The following is a 19,017-nucleotide window of genomic DNA, read 5'->3' as shown; positions in this document are numbered from 1 at the left end:
TCACTCGGCTTCGCGCGGCGTAGCCGTGCCTACCTCGTCGCGATCGACGCCCGCGTGCACACGATGCTCGTCCGCGTCGTGATATCGATCGACCAGCTCCATGAACCAGCGATAGCGCGCGTTATCCCATTGGTAGCCGTCCAGCCGCTCATCGAGCGCGATTGCCTGCCGGAGACCCGCCGGAAACATCTTGAATTGCTTCTTGATGTCCTCGGAGATGTGCGGCTGATCGACGTTGACGGCGAAGCTGTAAGGCTCGACGCGACCGAAGTGATGGACCGAGTGCTGAGCGATCTCGAAGATGTGTCGCGGCAGCTTGGGGAACACGCCAGGGATGTACTGGTGCAGGTCGATGTCGCTCTTCACCTCGATGGTGTAGTAAAGCGCCGCCACTAGCGGATTGAGGAACGGCGTCGGAAACGCGATGGCGCCTCGCAGGAAACCCTCCAGGTAGCCATTGCCGGCCACCCCGATCAATCCCGACGGAATAGCGTCGTGATGTGAGCCGTGCAGATAGACGAAATCGAATTCCGAGTTGTGCCCCACCCAGTGATCTCGATAGAACCACTCGTTGATAACGTTGGCGAACTGAATCGAGAGCACCGCGCCCGCGACCAGCGTGAGCGGCAGCAACACCAGCGAGAAGTTCGCGTGTGTAATCACCAGATACCACGGCACCACCAGCACGAGGTGCGTCAGCAATCCCGTCCAGTAGGCGTGCAGGATCTCGAGCACGATACTCGGCTGCCGCTCCAGACGCTTCTTCCAGATCGACTGCATCAGGATCTCTCGCACCAGATCCTTCTTGTACAGGTGCGAGAACAGGATGACAGTTCGATACAGCGTGATGACGGCGAGATGACCGTAGAACAGATACAGCGCCGCCTTACGCATCCACTCCACGTGATGCGGCCACTGCGGCGTCAGATAGATGACGAAGTTTTCGAGCAGAAGCAGTCCGATCGCCCACAGGTACGGCGCCTTGATGTTCTGGACCTTGTAGAGCAACGAATACAGCACATCTTGCGGACTGGAGAGAATGATCGGCGTTCTAAGCTCGATGCCATGTCGGATCGGAAACGAGAACAGCATGAAGGCGCACAGCGCCAGGCCGATCGGGGTCAGCACATTCGTCGCGCCAAAGCTGAACCAAAGGAGCGCACCGGTGGCGAAGATCATCAGCGCATAGTCCAGCGCATCTTTCGGCTGATACGTGATTCTCTGCCGCTTGGCGCCGTAGAGCTTGTGGAAATGTTCGGCTTCGGTGCTCATGATCTTCCCTTCAGACGATCGAGATGACGACGTTGCCCTTCTTGCGGCCCTGGTCCACGTAGCGATGGGCCTCGACGATTTCATCGAACCTGTACTTGCGGTCGACGACGACTCGGATCTTTCCTGCTTCCAGCAACTCGCGGATGAAGTCCAACGCCTCGGCGGTCTCCGGCGGCGCTTCGCCGAGGATCAATTTGTGAGCGCCGGACAGCTTGGCGCGCATGACCTGGATGCTCGGCAACACGGGCGTGCAATTCAGATAGCTGCCGCCACTCTTCAGTACCTTCATGCAGTCGCCGAATGACGCCTTGCCCACTGTGTCGAATACGACGTCGTATCTGTCTGGGCGAGTGGTGAAATCATCTGCGGTGTAATCGATGACCGCGTCGGCGCCCAGCGATTGGGTCAACTCGACGTTCGCAGTGCTGCAGACTGCGGTGACGTTGGCGCCGAAGTGCTTCGCCATCTGCACTGCATAGGTGCCGACGCTTCCAGACGCGCCGTAGATCAAAACGTCCTGCCCGCTTTGGACATTTGCCTTTCTGAGGTAATGCAGCGCCGTGCGAGCACCGATAGGAACTGCCGCGGCTTCCTCATAGGTTAGATTGCGGGGCTTCGCGGCGACCGGACCATCCTCGGAAATACATCGGTATTGCGCATAGGCGCCAAACCCCTGCAGGGTCGCCGCGAACACTCGATCGCCCTTCTTGAAGCGCTGCACCTGACCACCCACCGCTTCAACCTCGCCAGCGAGCTCGATTCCCAGAATGTTCCGCCGCGGCCGCGTGAGACCCAGCGCCATTCGCGCCGGTAACCACACTGCGGAGGGCACCGTAAAGCTTCTGATCCTGTGATCGCCCATGCTCACCGTAGTCGCATGCACCTTCACGAGCACTTCGTTATCGGCGGGACGCGGCTTCTCCACATCCTGCATCTGCAGCACTTCCGGCGGTCCGTAACCGGTGCACACGATTGCTTTCATCGGCGTCTTCATGGCATCGCGCCCTCTAGAATTGATACTGCACCTTGAGCGCGACCTGCTTCTGGTCACGAACGTTCCAAAGGCCAGCCTGCTCGTCCCGTGTGTACGGATAGACGACGTTGAAGCCGAACCTCAGGTTGTCGTTCCAGTCATAGGTGGTCTGCAGGATCGCCAGGTTGCTGTTGCCCGGCTGGGTGTAGAAGTTCATGACCTGGATGTTCAGATCCTCGTGCATCAGCAGCTTGGTCAGGGTCACCAGCAGCGATTGACTATCGCGCGGCGCGCTCGCGACCTCGGCGCTCCAGTCGGAGACGTGCTGATTGATGCCTTCGACGCTCAAGGTGAGCGTCGACGAAACCGAATACTCCAGTCCCAGATAGGCCTCGATTGCATCGCGCTCGACGATCTGCATCTCTGCGGTGTTGAAAGGTAGCTTCGACTTCCAGGCTGCCTCGCCGCGCAGGACGAAATCGCTAAAGGCGTAGTTGAAGGAGAATCCATTCATCGAAAAGCGCACTCGCTCTCGCGACACCGTGCCGTCGTCGTTCATTCGCAGCGCGTAGTCGTTGTCGATCAGGCTGGCCGTCATGAACGTGATGTCGCCGCGGGTGAATGTTTTCCTCCAGCTGGCGCCGTACTCCGATAGATCGGTTTCGCCCGATACTTCGGGTTGGTAGCGAAACCGGTCGAACGAATAGGCAGTGCCGCGCTCCGGGTTCCTGTTGAAGGAAGCGCGCGGATTGAAGAACATGCTCACGCTGCCCCAGCCCGAGAACTGATCGACGACCAGCATCGGCTGACCGATCCGCAGCTCCTCCAGATTGAAATTGAACAACTCCCGGTTGTCCCTGGGACTGACTTCGTCGGTGATCGGCGCCAGGATCGATTCGCCCCAGGGCAGGCTTTGAAATCCGGCCCGGATGGCCGTGCGCCCGAAGCTCGTCTGCACGTAGGCTTGCGACACCAGGAAGTCCTCGCCTTCCGCATCGTGCCGATGATCTTCGCCCCAGAACCCGGTCGCCTTGCCGTCCAGCTGCACATAGAAGTTGTCGAGCACGTACTTGGAATACTCGACTCGCAGCGACGAACGATTCTTCACCACGAACTGCGGCTCCTCGACCTTGTAGGAAACCTCGTGCGCCAGAGTGACACGCAGCGGTGATGTCGCTTGCCGCCCGCCCATGCCGCCGCCCGGCGAGGACTCTTCCGCTGCCGAATCGAATATGGAGAAGTCCGGGACAGCTTGATCGGTACTCGAATTCGACTCGGGCTCGGTCGTGAGTTGCTCGGCGCCCGCCAGCAATGGATTCACGGCCGTGAGGCACAGCGGCACGATCAATCGCAGATCGCATCGCACGTGACCCTGCCGCGACTGCTCCAGTAAGAGGGTTGGCATCGCTGCCTCCTGTCCGCTTCAGCTACCGTCTTTAGTGGTAATAGGTTCTGAGCAGGGCGAGATTTCTTTCTCTGAAGGTGAAGTCGGTGAGGCTGCGTTCGGTCAGCACTTCATCCGGCACTTCGCGGTGATAGGTCACGGAGAGGTTGTCTATCGACGTGATCCGGTTGGTCGACAGATTGTTCATGGTCTGCTGCCGCGACAGCCACACGTTGTCGATCAGGGAATACTTGCGGTACAGCCGCTGGCGATACAGCCTGCCGGAGCGGTTGTAGATATCCTCCTTCAGGTAGATCTTGCGCTCCTGGTCGATCCACACGACCAGCTTTCCATACGCCGTTTTCTTCGCACGCGCCGCTGTGGGCGTCACTTCGACAACCCATGTCGGACGGTCGTCGTAGGTTTCCTCGCGCAGCAGGACGTAAGTGAACTCGTCGATCTTGCGCGCCTGCGCATCGTCACCGTAGAACTCCGTGCCGAAGAAGCTGCCGCCATCCTCGTTGTCGCTGCCCGACACCAGGCGCCGCACCTTGCCCAGCGCCGGCAGGTACAGAAAATTCTCGTTGTCCCGATTCGCCTCGTAGTATTCGTAGCGCAGCATGCCGACGCCCTTGTCGGAGATCGGCTCGAGCACCAGCGCGATCGACTTGCCGTCGCGGTTGTCGCCACCGTACTTCTTCTCGCCCACTTCGAGCACGACGACGCGCGGCTTGTCCTTGCAGCGAATGCCGCTGTCCGACTTCTCGTACTTGCAAGTGGACAACTGCGTCTTCACGACCGCCGTCGAGAACGCCTTGCGGTTGACCTCATCGACCATCTTCATGATCTCGGGACCGTTCATGGCGGGCAGCCGCAGCGGCACCAGCAAACAACCGATGGCGAGCGCCCGAGCAATGGCACCCCAATAAGTCTTCATGGGAATCTCCTCTACTTGCGGTGGTTGGCAGTCATGCTTGCGCGTTCTGCGGCACGGCTTGCGGCTCGACGGTCTTGGGCGCGAACGTCAGCTTGAACACCATGATCAGTGCCGGGGTCAGGAACAGCTCGCAGAGCAGTCCTGAGAAGATCGACAGGAAGCCGAGCTTGCCCAGATTGGCCACACCCGGGGAGCTGGCAATGGCCATGATGCCGAAGCCGAGTCCGAGCACCAGCGATGAGAAGAAGATGCCCTGGCCGCACTCTTTCACCGTGTCTCGCACCGCCCTGCGGATGTCTCCATCCCTCAACACTTCGGCTCGGTACTGGCTGACGAAGTGGATCGTGTCGTCGACCGCGATGCCGACCACGATGGGCGCGAGCATCATGGTGTAGAAGTCGATCGGCACATCCAGCAACCCGAGGATGCCCAGCACCAGGAACGAGGGAATCAGGTTCGGCAGCAGCGAGATGAGCCCGGCTTTGAACGAGTTGAAGATCACCAGCAGGATCAGCGAGATCACCAGCAGGCTCAGGCCGAAGCTCTGCAGCTCGTTGGTCATCAGGTAGTCGGCCGCCTGCAGGCCCATCGAGAACAGACCGGTGATGGACACGGTCGCGTCCGGATAGGTCTTCTTGATGACGCTCAACGCGTCGTTGACATCCTGTTTCATCGCCGCGAACACATCTGTGTATTCGTTCGACCCGAAGGTGCGCAACGTGACCGTGATGTTCGCTTTGCGATAATTCTCGCTGACGACCTTCTCGCGCTCTTCGGGATCCGCGGTATTGAACATGAACAGCGTCTGCGACAGCTCCTGGTGGCTGTCCGGGATCTTGTACATCTCGGGACGCCCTTCGTTCTGCTTCTGATTGGCGTCTTTGACGATGTCGACGATCGACGCAGTCGTGACCACATACTTCTTGTAGTCGGTCTCGAGCTTGCGCTGCATGGCCTCGACGACGCGCAGTACCGCCGGATCCTGGAAGCCACTGTCCTTGCCGAGATCGACATAGAGCGACACCCGCGCCGAGCCCGCCATCTTTTCATCCAGCAGCTTGATGCTTTGGTAGAAGTTGGACTCTTTGGGATACTGGTCGTAGCTGGTGTAGTCGACCTTCACATGGAAGGCGCCGTAGACGCAGACCGCGAGAATCACCGAGAACAAGGCAACGTAAGTTCGCGGGCGCTTCTCCACCATGGGCGGGATCTTGTCCAACACCTTTTGTAGCGCCAGCGCAAAGTCAGGCAGGAGCCGCTGCAGGATCGAAGCAACACGCCCCACCTTGACCTTCTTCACCTTCGGCACCGGCGACCACAGATCGAGCAGCACCGGCAGCAGATAGAGCGTCAGGAACAGCGCCGCGGCCACACCTGTCGCCGACATGATGGAGAAATGCTTGATTGGCACCAGGTTGGTCGACGACAGCGACAGCATGGCGGCCATGGCCGTCGTCGCCGTCAGCAAGCACGCGACGCCGGCCTTCTCGTACGCCAATCGCACCGCGGACTCGTAGTCGTGCCCTTCGTTACGGAAGAACAAGTAACCGGAAATGATATGGACCACGTCGGCCATGCCCATCGTCAGGATCAGCAGGATGGTCAGGGTGACGAACGGCGTAGCGGCCAGGCCCAGCAACCCTGCGATTCCCAAGGTCCAGATCGTGCTCAGGATCACGACCAGGAATGACCAGATTGCCGCCGACAACGAACGGAACACCAACAGCAGCGACACCAGCATGATGACCAGCGCCGCCAGATACAGGCCGGCCACTTCCTTGCCCATCTCCAGCTGATGCTCGGACTCGATGGTGCTGCCGACCTTGTAGTACTCCAGATGCTCCGCGAACTGGGGCTTCTCGAGGATGTCCTTGAGCGCGGCGTTCAACGCCAGGTAATCCGCGGTATCCGTGGGCTTGAAACGCGGCGGCCCCTTCTTCTCAGTACTGGCTGCCGCGGCGATCTCCTGCGCCATGTCGATGCTCAGGCCCGAGGCTGGCTTCTCGTCCGAGTCCAGCGGGATGGCGCCGAAATCCGTTTTTATATAGATCGCCGCATACTGCATGTCCTCGGAGAAGAACTTCAGCGGGAAGTCGCGCTGGGCCAGCGCTCTGCGCCGAATATCTTCGAGCGCGGAGCGGTCGGTGGGCACCGTATCGCCCACCAGGCCGCTGGACAGCAAGATGTCGTCCTTGACCGTCAAGATAAAAGCATTGATCAGGGTGTCGATATCCACGATGTGATCGAGCGCGGATGCTTCGCCTTCCTGCAGATGCTTGTGATAGTTCAGCAGCTCGTCACGGATGCCTTGCACGGCCTTCAGCGACTGGGCGGAGAACACATCTCCGTCCTTGGCTTTGTAGACGATGACGACGCCGTCCTCGCTGCCGAACTGCTCGTGGAATTCGTTGTACGCGATGAACGATGCGTCGTCCTGCTCGAACCAGCGCTCCAGCGTGAAATCGAACTTCAGCTGGCTCAGCCCGTAGCAGAAGATCGCGGTGGTGATCGTAAAGAACGCCAGGACCAGCAGCTTGCGCCGCCGCAGCCGCTCCGGCACATGAGTGATGTGCTCGGCAATCGCTTGCAATACTCTCTTCATGGCAGTCCTACATTGATTGAGGGCCCGCAAAGGGTTGCGGGCGCTGCTACGGATCGAACGGTCAGACGCTCAGCGATGCGCTGGCGGGAGTGAACTTGAAGGAGCGAACGCAGAAGTTGCTGAACTTCACCAGCACCAGACCCTGCTCGTTCGTGATCTGGAGATTGAACTTCCTGACATCGGCACCGCCCTGCGATTCACAACCCGCGGCCTCGACGTGCACGTAGCACGATGGCGCGGTGGATCGCAGGATCTGCACCTCCTCGATCGCGAACGGCAGATACGGCACCGATGTTTCGACGCGGCCGATCAGGCCGGACACTGTCTGCAAAGCGCCATCGACGATGCTGGGATGAAGCACGTACTCATCCAGATCGGTCGCGAGCTCGTCGGGCAATTGCAGTCGCGACAATGCGAACGAATCGCCGACGTACAGCTCCTGCACGGTGCGGAACGACGGCCCATAGCTGAGGCCGGATTTCTCGACCTGGTCGTAGTAGCTAGCCCCGTCCATGCGCTTCGAGCACTGCTTTTTCAGCGCTTCGATGTGCAGATGGGCCTCGCTCAGCTGCGGCTCGAATGCGTCATCCTGAAATTGAACGACGCCTTCCGCGTGCACCACCTTGTCGTGGTTCTGATCGAACGACGTGATGGTGTACTGCGCTTCACCGTCGCCGGGCTGAAGTGCGGTCTGGAGCAGCTGCGACTCGGATGAGAACACCAGCGGCTGAACCCAAACTACGTCCTTGATCGCGGTCACTCGGGCTGCCGCCGCGACGCAGCCAGCGAGACGAGCGATCTCCAGATAGCCCGCGCCTGGGAAAATCATCTCCTCGTTGACCCGATGATCGCGAGCATAGAACTCGTGCGCCGACAGCAACGAGCTGAAGCTGACCTCTTGCAGCGTCGATGAGTTGTGCGAGACCAGCGGATGCAAGCGAGCCTCGCTGGTCACGGTCACGGGCAACGCATGCCGTGCGGACCGCGAGACCCAATAGCGCTCCTTTGCGAACGGATAGGTCGGCAATGAGATTCGATCCGGTCGAGCGCCGGCGTACAAGTGTTCCCAGTCGATCTCTGCACCTGCCGTCCAAGCTTTTGCCAGCGATTCCAGATCTCGATCAGCGCTCGTCGACGACTTCCTGATTGCCCGGCCGGGACCGATCGTTCCGCGATGGACCGCTGGCGACGCAGGATCGCTCAGCCAGTCGCTCAGCTTTTTCTTGAGTTCTGCAACACTGGCGACGACGACGGCCAGGCGCTCGGTCATCGCTTCCCGGCCCACCTGCAAGGTGAAGGACAGTGCTGTGAGATCGACATCGCTGCTCGTACCCAGGTAATCGAGCAGCCGTTTGCCGTACTCGTGCAAACGATCTTCAGTCTTGGCGGACAGGACGATAAGACTCGGCCCCGTCGATGGCAATCGTCCTGAGATAACGGGCGATTGATGCTCTTCGAGGACGACGCAAGCATTCACGCCACCGGCACCGAAGGAATTAATGATGGCTCGACGCGGATGCTCGACTGAGGCCGGCCACCGCGACAACTCCCGCTGCAGATAGCAAGGCGAGGCCTCGAAGTCGATGTTTGGATTGATCTCTTCTGAATGAATGCTGGGTGCGAGCTGCTGATGCCTCATCTGCAGCAAGATCTTGGTCACACCGGCAACGCCGGCGGCCGATTCGGAGTGCCCCAGATTCGCCTTCACCGAGCCCACCGGACAGAACTGACGCTTGTCCGTCTGTTTCTTGAAGGCTTGCGCCAGAGCGGCGATCTCCAGGCTGTCACCCAGCTGTGTGCCAGTGCCATGCCCCTCGATATAGCCGATGGTCTCCGGATGAATCTGCGCCTTCTCCAGCGCGCGAGCGATTACGCTCGCTTGCGAGTTCGGATTTGGCGCCGAGTAGCCGTTGGAGCGTCCGCTGTGATCGTAAGCACTGCCAGCGACGACTGCGTAGATGTGATCGCCGTCTCTGAGCGCCTCGTTGAGCGGCTTGAGCACCAGGGATCCGATCGCTTCGCCAGGAACGAACCCGTCGTCGCCAGCGCCGTAGCTGCGGCATTTTCCGCCCAGCGCGAGCATGCGTCGGTCGCAGAGAGAATGATATTTCGCCGGATGCAGGTACATGTTCACGCCGCCGGCGATAGCGACCTGGCATTCGCGCTTGCGCAGGCTTTCACACGCGAGGTGAATGGCCACGAGTGAGGACGAGCACGCCGTATCGATCGGCATGCTGGGTCCCTGGAAGTCGAAGAAATAAGAAACCCGGTTCGCAATGGACCAGGGCAGCGCGCTCGCAGAGGCGACGTTGCCCTTGCCCCACTCGTCCGCTGCCAGCAACTGATACGAATTGGTCGTGACGCCGACGAAAACGCCTACGTCCGCGCTCTTTGCCTTCGGATGCCGCCTCTTCAAACTGTCGCGGGTGTAACCCGCGTCTTCCAGCGCTGCCCACACCGAGTTCAGGAACAACCGCTCCTGGGGATCGATGACTCTGGCCTCTTCCGCCGGGATGTTGAAGAACAGTGCATCGAACTTATCGGCGTCGGCAAGGAAGGCACCCGATTTGCAGTAGATCTTTCCTTCCACTGATTTGATCGGATCGCTGTCGTAGAGCGCTTCCGCATCCCAACGATCGGGCGGCACCGTGCCAACCAGATCTGTGCCGTCGCGCAGATGTCGCCAGTAGTCGTCGAGATCTGTGCAGCCCGGGTAATAGCCGTGCACGCCAATGATGGCGATCTGCGCGGGTTCCTCCGCTTTCGTTGCGGGCTGCGCCGGCGGCGGGGCCAGCTCATTTGTAACGAGCGGCGCCGCAGTGCTGGTGGTCGCTGCCGCACCCAAAAGTTTCGACAGCGCGCCCGGTGCTTCGTCGACCAGGTACTGCGCCAGCTCCTCGATGTTGTCTCGCTCGTAGAACAGCGTCTTCGGCAACTCGCCCAGATCGCGCGTCAGCGCCGCATTCAAGCGACCGACGACGATCGAATCGATGCCGAACGCCTCGAAGCGTTCCTGCGGATCGACCTGCTCGGCGGAGAGCTTGATCTCAGCGCCGATGAGACGCTGCAGGTATTCCCGAGCTTGCGCAAGTAGATCGCCGGCGATCGCTGCCGACTCGACCGTGGCTGCTGCTTCGGGCTGTGTCGCTGTCGAAAGTTGAGCGCTGATCTTTGCCGCGTCTCCGTAGAGCCCCACCGCTCGGGTGAGGTCGGTGCGCAAAATCTCTTCCCACAGTTGAATGCCGTCCTCGCTCGGCAGCGGGCTGAGGCCGGTCTGCGTTTCAGTGCGCTCCAGGTCACCTTGCGACACAGTCATGCCGCCTTCGACCCAGAACGGCCAATTGATCGACAGCGTGCGACCCGACCGCTCACCATTGCTCAGCAACTGCTCTCGGTACTCGGCGAATGCATCCATGAAGTTGTTGCCGTACGCGTAATCGCTCTGCCCTGCATTGCCCCACGTCGCCGCAACCGACGAGAACATCACGAACAAATCGAGCCGCTCCGCGCGGGTCGCCTGATCCAGATTCACCGTGCCGAGCACCTTCGGGCTCAGCACCGCAACCATTTCGTCGCGCGTCTTCTTGAGGATGAACGCATCCTTGTTGACACCTGCCGCGTGAATGACGCCATTGATAGCCCCGAAGCGCTCTTTCGCTATCTGCACCGCGTGCGCAACGTCATCAAGCCTGGCAACGTCGGCCTGCACGTACGTGGCATCTGGCTGGTGAGCCTGTAGTCGACGCAGCTTGTTTGCCTGTGCTGACGTGAGCGCCGAGCGACCGAGCAGGATCAGCCGAGCGCCGAACTGCTTGGCCAGGTACTCGCAGACGATGAATCCCAGCCCACCCAACCCGCCGGCGACGATGTAGACCCCACGCTGTTTCAGCGGCAGCTCATTGCTGAGATCGCTGGCCGGAAGATGAGCGACGAGTTCCTCGACGCTCCGACTGTAACGATGCTGGCTTCGCTGATAACTGACCGCAGTCGTCTGCCAGTTCGAGTCCTGCAACTCACCGAGCACGAGCCGCGCCGTTTCCGAAGGCGCGATCTCGCTGGTTCGAATGTTCACGACTTTGCCGCGGTACTTGGGATTTTCCAGCGACAGCGTCTTGAAGAACCCCGCCAACGCCGCATTTTGAGCAGCCTGCAAGCTCGACTCACCGGCGTACACCGATACGACTCTCACGCGTGATTGCTGCTTGTTCGCGAGCAGCGCTTTGCACAGGTCAAAGAGCGAATAGAAGCGTGCATTGAGCTGTGAGGTGTCGTCACTGCTCAACACCTGCGTCGGGAGCTGGTTGCGAGACTTCAGCGCTTCTACGAGCTGGAAGAACTGTGCGCCCCCTGCCGGATCGAGCGTGAAAACATCCGGCGCAACTTCCTGGAACCTCGCAGCGGCTTGCAGCCGGACGAGCGTCAGCTTCGTATCAGCCGGCACCTGCTTCTTTAGCGCCAGAAACAACTCGTCTGAGGTATCCAGCAGCAACGTTGGGCCCGACAGCGGCTCAACTGGCGCGGATGGCGGCAATGCTTCGGCTTTCCAACGTGGCGCGTAGATCAAACGCTGTTTTGCCACAGCACAAGGAATTGCAGCTGCGTTGCCGCGCTCCAGCGTCGCACTGGCTGGGGTGGAGGCCGTCGCAGTACCCGCATTCACGTTCGGCCAGTATCGATCCTTGGCGAACGGATACGTCGGCAACCCGATGCGGCGTGGCGGCGTTTGCCCCGCGTAGAGCTTGCGCCAGTCCACGTCCAATCCCTTGACCCAGAGATCCAGCAAGCTGCTGAATTTGCCCTGCTCCAGCCAACGAGCGATGGTCGCCTGCAAATCTGCATCAGCCGTGAAGACCGCGAGCGCCTCCTTGTCACGACCCGCTTGGCCGCGATAGACGCGCTCGGCACTGGTCGTACCCGAAAGGTAAGCTCGGAGCTTCTCCACCAGCTCTGCTACCGAGCCAGCTACCACACCCAAGCGTTCCTTGAACGTCTCTCTGCCGACCTGCAGCGTATAGGCGACGGCGACGAGATCGACTTCTCCAGCGAGCAGGAAATCCAACAGATCTTTGGCCTTCTGCTCGAGTTGTGCCGAGGTCCTGGCCGATAACAGCACCGCGACCTCCTTGGCAGGCGACAGCGTGCGAGTGGCCGTGGACGGCGGCACATACTCTTCCAGGACTAGGTGCGCATTGGTGCCACTGAACCCGAACGAGCTGACGCCAGCGCGCAGTAGCGAGCCCGGCGACGCTTTCCACGCCTGCTGCTCCCGGCAGATGTAGAACGGCGAGCGTTGGAAATCGAACAACGTGTTCTCTGCCTTCACGTTCAGGCTCGGCACCAGCGAGCGATGCCGCATCGACAGCAACACCTTCTGCACGCCGGCAACGCCGGCCGCTCCGGAGGTGTGACCGATATTCGTCTTGACCGAGCCCAACGCGCAGAAATTCTTTTTCGCGGTCTTTTCACCGAACACCGTCGCCAGCGCTTCCAGCTCGATGGGATCGCCAAGCTTGGTGCCGGTGCCGTGCGTCTCGACGTAGCTGATCGATTCGGGATCGATCTGGTATCTCGCGTACAGATCGCGCTCCAGCTCGATCTGACTGCTGACACTGGGCGCGGTGATGCCGTTGGTCTTGCCGTCCTGGTTGATGGCCGAGCCGAGGATGACGCCATGGATGAAGTCGCCATCCGCCTCGGCATCTTCCAGGCGCTTCAAAACCAGCGCACCGACGCCCTCGCCCGGCACAAAGCCATCAGCGGAGTCGTCGAACGTCTTGCATTGCCCATCCTTCGACAACATGCCCAGCTGGCACATCGCCAGATAGGAATCGGGCGTCAGATACAGCGTGACGCCACCCGCGAGCGCCATGTCGATCTCGCGATTCAACAGCGCCTGGCAAGCCAGGTGAATGGACACGAGCGATGATGAGCACGCGGTGTCGATCGGTATCGCCGGCCCTTTCAGGTTCAAGTGATAGGCAATACGCGCGGCGCCGATGGCGTAGCTCGTGCCAGTCGCGGCAGCATGGATAGAGCTGTCCTTGGCGAGCAGCAATTGGTACTCGTTGCTCATGATGCCGAGGTACACGCCGCACTTCACATTGCTCAGCGCAGTGTTGGAATAGCCCGCGTCCTCGAACGCTCGATAGGCTTCCTGCATGAACAGGCGATGCTGCGGATCCATGGCCTGCGCTTCGGCGGGCGAGATCTGGAAGAACAGCGGATCGAAACAATCCACATCGTCCAGCAGGCCGAGCCACTTGCAATACACCTTGCCTGGCTGGTTCGGATCCGCATCGAAGTAGTCGTCGACGTTCCAGCGCGAGCGTGGAATTGCAACGATGGAATTCTTCCCCTGAGCCAGGTTGTCCCAGTACCGATTGAGATTGTCCGCTTGCGGGTACCGGCCCGACATGCCGACGATGGCGATCTTGCCTGAGGGGCGCGCTGCGGTTTGCTTCACCACAGTCGCGTCGGGCTCAGGAACGATGTTTTGATCTCGCGTGACAGTCGCCACCGATTGCGTCACCGAGGTCGTGCGCTTGACCGCAATACTTGCCTGCGGCGGATCGAGCACTGGCTTACTTGTCGCAACCGACTTGACGGCTGTAGCCGATTTGGCGACCGCTGTCGGCTTGGCGATCGGTTTGAGAGCCGCGAGCTCCTTCGCTACGAACGAGGCCAGCTCTTTGATGTTCGGGTAGTCGTAAACGCGCGTGGCGGCGAGCGACAGGCCGTAGCGCTTGTTGATGACCTTCACCCACTCCACGCCGACGATGGAGTCCATCCCCAGATCGACGAACGACTTCTCGCTGTCGACATCGGCGACATCCATGTACAGCGCTTCGGCCAGCGTGGCACTAAGCTGACGCTGTAGCTCGCTCTGCGAAGGAACAACGACCGCGGCGTCGACAGTCGCGGAATCGTCCTGCGGCATGAGCACCGCCATCTCCTGGACCGCCTCGATCTCTTCGACGATCCGAATCTGCTCGATGACCTCGACCTGCTCGATCTGCGGGTCCTGCTGAACCTGATCGGCGTCGCGACTGTCCTCGACCGCTCCAATCTCCTGCAACCCAATCAGCGCCACCGACTTCGGCTTGCCCGCTGCCGTCGCCGGGGCGGCGCCACGCAAAGCATCGTTGGCCGAAGCCTCACCCAGCTGAATCGCTTGCGGCTTCACCGCTGCGGCTGAAGACTGCACGGCACTCTTGACAACCTGCCCCACCGTTTCAATCCAATACTTCTCCTTCGCGAACGGATACGTCGGCAGGCTGATCCGGCGCGGCGCACCGGCGCCGTACAGCTTGTGCCAGTTCAGCTCCAACCCCTTGACCCACCCATCCAGCAACTTGGGCAGATTCCTGCGGGCCATCCACTTGTCGACGGTCTCCTGAAAGTCCGGATCTTCACTGAAGGTAGCCAGCGTTTCTCTGTGATCCTTGATCCGTCCCCGACACATGCCCTCGATATCAGCGTCGTCCACATCCGCGCTCGCAAGGAACGCCTCCAGTCTCTCCACCAGCTCCGCGACCGAATCGACAATGAAGCCGAGGCGAATCTCCATCGCCTCTCTGCCGACCTGCAACGTGTACGCCATACCCGCCAGATCAATCGATCCCTCCGCCTTGCGTGCGCGGGCAAAATCCAACAAGTCGCGAGCTCGCTGTCTGAGCTGCTCCGGCGTCCTCGCGGACAGTGGAATGATCACCGGCCCCTGCTGAGGCTGCGCATCGGCGCACACATACTCCTCCACCACCACGTGCGCATTCGATCCACCAGCGCCAAAGGAAGAAATCCCCGCGATCCGAGGCAGCGGTCTGCCCTCGCTCACCGGCGGCTCCCAAGCTCGCAGTGCTTGATTGACCACGAACGGCGTACGCTCGAAATCGATGTGCGGATTCAGACGCGCCGAATGCAGCGACGGCACGAGTTGTCGATACTGCATTTGCAGCAGCACCTTGGTGAGACCAGCGATACCTGCAGCGGACTCACAATGGCCGATGTTCGACTTCGCGGATCCGACGGCACAGGCAGCGCGCGATTCGCTCTGCGACACCTCTCGACCCAGCTCGTCGAAAGCTTTGCTCAATGCCGCGATCTCAATCGGATCGCCCAGCTTCGTGCCGGTGCCGTGCGCTTCGATGTACGAGACATGGCGCGGGTCGGTGTTCGATTCCGTCAACGCCTGGCGAATGACGCTCGCCTGCGCCTGAGGATTCGGGACCGTATAACCGTTGGTCTTGCCGCCATGATTCAGCGCGCTGCCGCGGATGATTCCGTAGATGTTATCACCCGCTCTCTCCGCGTCCGACAGCCGCTTCAACACCACCGCGCCGACACCCTCGCCCGGGATGTAACCATCGCCACCCTCGCCGAAGCTCTGGCAATGACCGTCGCTGGAAATGAACTGCCCGGCGCTGAGCATCAGATACTTGCTGGGATGAATGCTGACATTGACGCCGCCAGCGATCGCGGCATCCGTGCGACGCTGCCTCAAGTCCTGGCAGGCGAGATGAATGGCGGTCAGCGAGGAAGAGCACATCGTGTCCAGCGTCATGCTGGGCCCATGGAAATTCATCACCGAGGACACGCGATTGGCGATGCCGGCAAGACTTCCCGATAAGTTGTATTCGCCATACATCGCGCCGACGTAGACGCCGACCTGACCGAGCTGGCGATCCGGCCGAGCATTCGGCACTTGCAGGGCCGCACGCGTATAGCCCGCATCCTCGATGGCCATCCACGCGTGTTGAAGGAACAAGCGCTCCTGCGGATCCATCAGCCGCGCCTCGCGGGGCGAGATACCGAAGAACAATGGATCGAACTCATCGACTCCCGCAATGAATCCGCCCCATTTGCTGTAGTGATATCCCGGCTTGGTTCGATCTTCGGTGTAGTACTCGCGCCAGCTCCAGCGCTGCTCGGGCACTTCGGTGATGCAGTCCTTGCCATCACGCAGATTGCGCCAGTAGGCGTCGACATCGATGGACTCGGGATATCGGCCGCTCAGGCCCACGATCGCGATCGGCTCGTTCGTCGCCGCGAGGCTTGCTGGCTCGAATGCTTCCTGCCCCGCGCGACGGAATCGCCGTGCAGTCTTGGACTTCGCCCTCCTCGACTTCACGATTACCGAAGACACAGGCGATGCCTGCGCCTTGGTTGCGCGCTGTTCGACCGCGCCGGTCTCCGCTGCGAACAAACTCGCCAACGTGTCCGCGTGACACTCGATGAGATGTCGAGCCAGATCACGTACGTTCCGATACTCGAAGAGCAGCGTCTTGGGCAACGAGCCGAAGGTGAGCTCCAGCTGATTGGTCAGGCCCATTGCTACGATGGAGTCGATGCCGTACTGATCCAGCGGTGCAGCCGGATCGATCTTCTGCGCGGGCAGCTTCAGCACCACGGAGAACTGTTTACGCAGGAAACTCTGCGTCTTTTCCATCAGGTCGCTGGAATCCACAGCAACCGCTGGACTGACGACATCGCGCTGAACAACTGCAGGCGACATCGGCGCTGTGCCGAGGAAGGCGCGATGAATGCGCTCCAGCTCGCCCTCCACGACCAGCACCTGACTGCGCTGTAACGTCAGGCACTCATGGAACGCGCGAAGGCCCGTTTCCGTCTGCATCGGATGCATGCCGGTCGAGCGCTGCAGGACTTGCAGGTGCTGAGGCTCGATGGTCATTCCGCCATCCCGCCACAGCGGCCAGTTGATCGAGACGGTCAGCCCCTGCCTTGCGTTGGCAGCGACCAGCTGATTGCGGTAAGCCGCGAACTGATCCATGAACCCATTGGCGGCGGCGTAATCCGCCTGACCAGGGTTGCCGTGAACCGCTGCGCCGCCCGAGAACAGCACCAGAAAGTCGAGATTGATGTCCTGGCTGGCTGCGTCCAGGTTGAAGGTACCGATGACCTTCGGCTCCAGCACGCGAGCGAATTCCTCCGGTGTTTTCTTCAGGATGAAGGCATCGCAGATCAGGCCCGCGCTGTGCAGGATTCCATCGACGCGACCGAACTCCTGCAGAACATCCGTGAACAGTCCTTTGACCTGATGCAGGTCGCTGAGATCGAGCTGGCGATAGAACGCGCGTGGCGAACTGCCCGCGGAGAGCTCATTCAACGTTTTTTGAGTCGCTGCGCTGGCCGCAGAGCGCCCCGTCAGGATGACCTTGGCATCTGCCGTCCTCGACAGGATCTCCCGCGCAAATATCATTCCCAAGCCGCCAAGGCCGCCCGTTATCACATAGACGCCGCGGTCCTTGAATGCGATCTGCTGCTTCAGTGGGGTCGAGTCATCGACCGCCTGCCAGCGCAGCACCTGGGGCTCGTGATTCTCGAATCTGACGATCGCCTGATGCGACAGAGCGCGTGCCTGTCGAAGCTGGTTCGCCAGCTCGGTGGCAGACAGCGCAGGCGTCGTCACGACGATCTGGCCGAGCAGGTTCGGATTCTCTTGCGTCGCTGTCTTCAACAAGCCGGTCAGGCCGGCGAAGATCGAATCCGACTGTGCAATGACGACCTGCACGAGCGCGCGATCCTTCAAGCCCTGCAAGAGCGACCGCAGCGTTTCAAAACAAGCGAGCGCTGCTGCGGTATAGCGACCCGCCATCGATTGCTGAGCGCCCTGCCACTCGCGACAGGAAACCTGATCGCCGGACTTGCCAAGCTCGATCTCGAGCTCCCGCGCGACCACACCTGAAATATCACAAAGAATCACGTGCGTCTGAACCGGCCGAGCCGCAACTTCGACTGATTTCGGAACCGCCGCACTAGCAGGTTGCCACTCCGGCACAGCGAGCACACAACCAATCTTGCTGGCGACGCTCGACACGCGAGACGAGAAGCCTCTCAGGCTGACGCACACATTCCCGTCGCCATCGCACAAGTCGATATCCAACTTGGCAACCGCGTCTCCAGGCTTGCTGCCCGGCGCATGACGAGCCCAGGCGAACATCTCCGGCTGGCAACCGGAGAACACTTGCAACGATTCCAGCGCAAACGGTAGTGGCGGCTGACCGGGCTTGCCCGTCAGATCAACCAGCAGGCCGGACGCGGCCTGCAGCACGCTGTCCATCACACTCGGGTGCAGCACATAGTCATTGCGCGTGCCCTGCACTGCTTCGGGCAAATGAATCTCTACGAGCTGCTGCCGCTCGCCTTGATGAATAGCCCGAATGCCCTGTTGCGCAGGGCCAAGATCGATGCCCATCTCGGCAATAGCGGGATAGATGTGTGCCGCGTCTACGGGGCCGTTTCGCATTTGTGCGCGAAGATCGTCGATGTCACAGCGCTGCGGCCTGGAGCCTTTGGTCAATAACGCCTGGCCCTGGCAATGGATGACTTCATCGGAATCCGCGCCGCTGAAAATCTCAAAGTCGATCTGTTCCTCGCTGCCAGCCGCATCGACGGATAGCGCAACGGACACATCCTTTCTATCCTGCACGACCACCGGCTGCGCCCAGACAACATTGCGAAGCTCGAGCGTCTTCCCCGTGTGGTCCGGCACCGCATCTGCCATCGCCGCGCGAATCATCTCCAGATACGCCACCGCGGGCAGCACTTTGTTCCCGTGCACACGGTGATCCCGCAGAAAGAACTCTGAGCCAGTCAAGCTGCAGGCATAACTCTGCTGCACGAGATCGGACGTGTTCCTGTGCAGCAGCGGATGAAGCACCGCCGCGCCGGTCGCCGTGGAGCGGCCGGAGAATTGATTGATCAGCGCCAGAGCATGGCCTTTGGAGAGGCGCTTGCTCTTCAGCTCGCCGACCACGTATTCGATGAAATCGATCATTGGCTGACTCTTCTTGAGATATCAGGCGCGACGCCGCGGACCCGCCGGCGCGTCA

Annotated in this window: 6 protein-coding genes; all 6 read right to left on the bottom strand. The window is 60.6% G+C overall.

Annotated features, from left to right (window positions below; translation table 11 throughout):
- Entirely contained in the window at positions 1 to 1,272 is a 1,272-nt protein-coding gene (locus D0550_RS20965; protein ID WP_116811142.1) for a hypothetical protein, read from the bottom strand.
- A 10-nt stretch (positions 1,273 to 1,282) separates the two neighbouring features.
- Positions 1,283 to 2,254, bottom strand: coding sequence for an NAD(P)-dependent alcohol dehydrogenase (locus D0550_RS20960; protein ID WP_116811202.1), 972 nt, complete (start codon positions 2,252 to 2,254; stop codon positions 1,283 to 1,285).
- Positions 2,255 to 2,279: 25 nt separating this feature from the next.
- The gene (locus tag D0550_RS20955) at positions 2,280 to 3,650 is read right to left on the bottom strand and encodes a DUF1302 domain-containing protein (protein ID WP_153067254.1); all 1,371 of its coding nucleotides are present in this window, start codon (positions 3,648 to 3,650) and stop codon (positions 2,280 to 2,282) included.
- A 31-nt stretch (positions 3,651 to 3,681) separates the two neighbouring features.
- Entirely contained in the window at positions 3,682 to 4,566 is an 885-nt protein-coding gene (locus D0550_RS20950) for an outer membrane lipoprotein-sorting protein (protein WP_116811140.1), read from the bottom strand.
- A 31-nt stretch (positions 4,567 to 4,597) separates the two neighbouring features.
- Complete coding sequence (locus D0550_RS20945) at positions 4,598 to 7,168, bottom strand: efflux RND transporter permease subunit (RefSeq protein WP_116811139.1); 2,571 nt, start codon at positions 7,166 to 7,168, stop codon at positions 4,598 to 4,600.
- Between the two features lie 61 nt (positions 7,169 to 7,229).
- A complete protein-coding gene (locus tag D0550_RS20940) occupies positions 7,230 to 18,962 on the bottom strand; it encodes an SDR family NAD(P)-dependent oxidoreductase (RefSeq protein WP_116811138.1) in 11,733 nt (3,910 codons plus the stop codon).
- Between the last annotated feature and the right edge of the window lie 55 nt (positions 18,963 to 19,017).

This window comes from Steroidobacter cummioxidans (assembly GCF_003104955.1).
This window is presented reverse-complemented; position numbering and strand designations above follow the sequence as displayed.

What these genes read in the sequence shown, in the direction of transcription:
- D0550_RS20965 (WP_116811142.1), bottom strand. Translation starts at nt 1,272, where the DNA reads ATGAGCACCGAAGCCGAACATTTCCACAAGCTCTACGGCGCCAAGCGG.
- D0550_RS20955 (WP_153067254.1), bottom strand. Translation starts at nt 3,650, where the DNA reads ATGCCAACCCTCTTACTGGAGCAGTCGCGGCAGGGTCACGTGCGATGC.
- D0550_RS20950 (WP_116811140.1), bottom strand. Translation starts at nt 4,566, where the DNA reads ATGAAGACTTATTGGGGTGCCATTGCTCGGGCGCTCGCCATCGGTTGT.
- D0550_RS20960 (WP_116811202.1), bottom strand. Translation starts at nt 2,254, where the DNA reads ATGAAAGCAATCGTGTGCACCGGTTACGGACCGCCGGAAGTGCTGCAG.
- D0550_RS20945 (WP_116811139.1), bottom strand. Translation starts at nt 7,168, where the DNA reads ATGAAGAGAGTATTGCAAGCGATTGCCGAGCACATCACTCATGTGCCG.
- D0550_RS20940 (WP_116811138.1), bottom strand. Translation starts at nt 18,962, where the DNA reads ATGATCGATTTCATCGAATACGTGGTCGGCGAGCTGAAGAGCAAGCGC.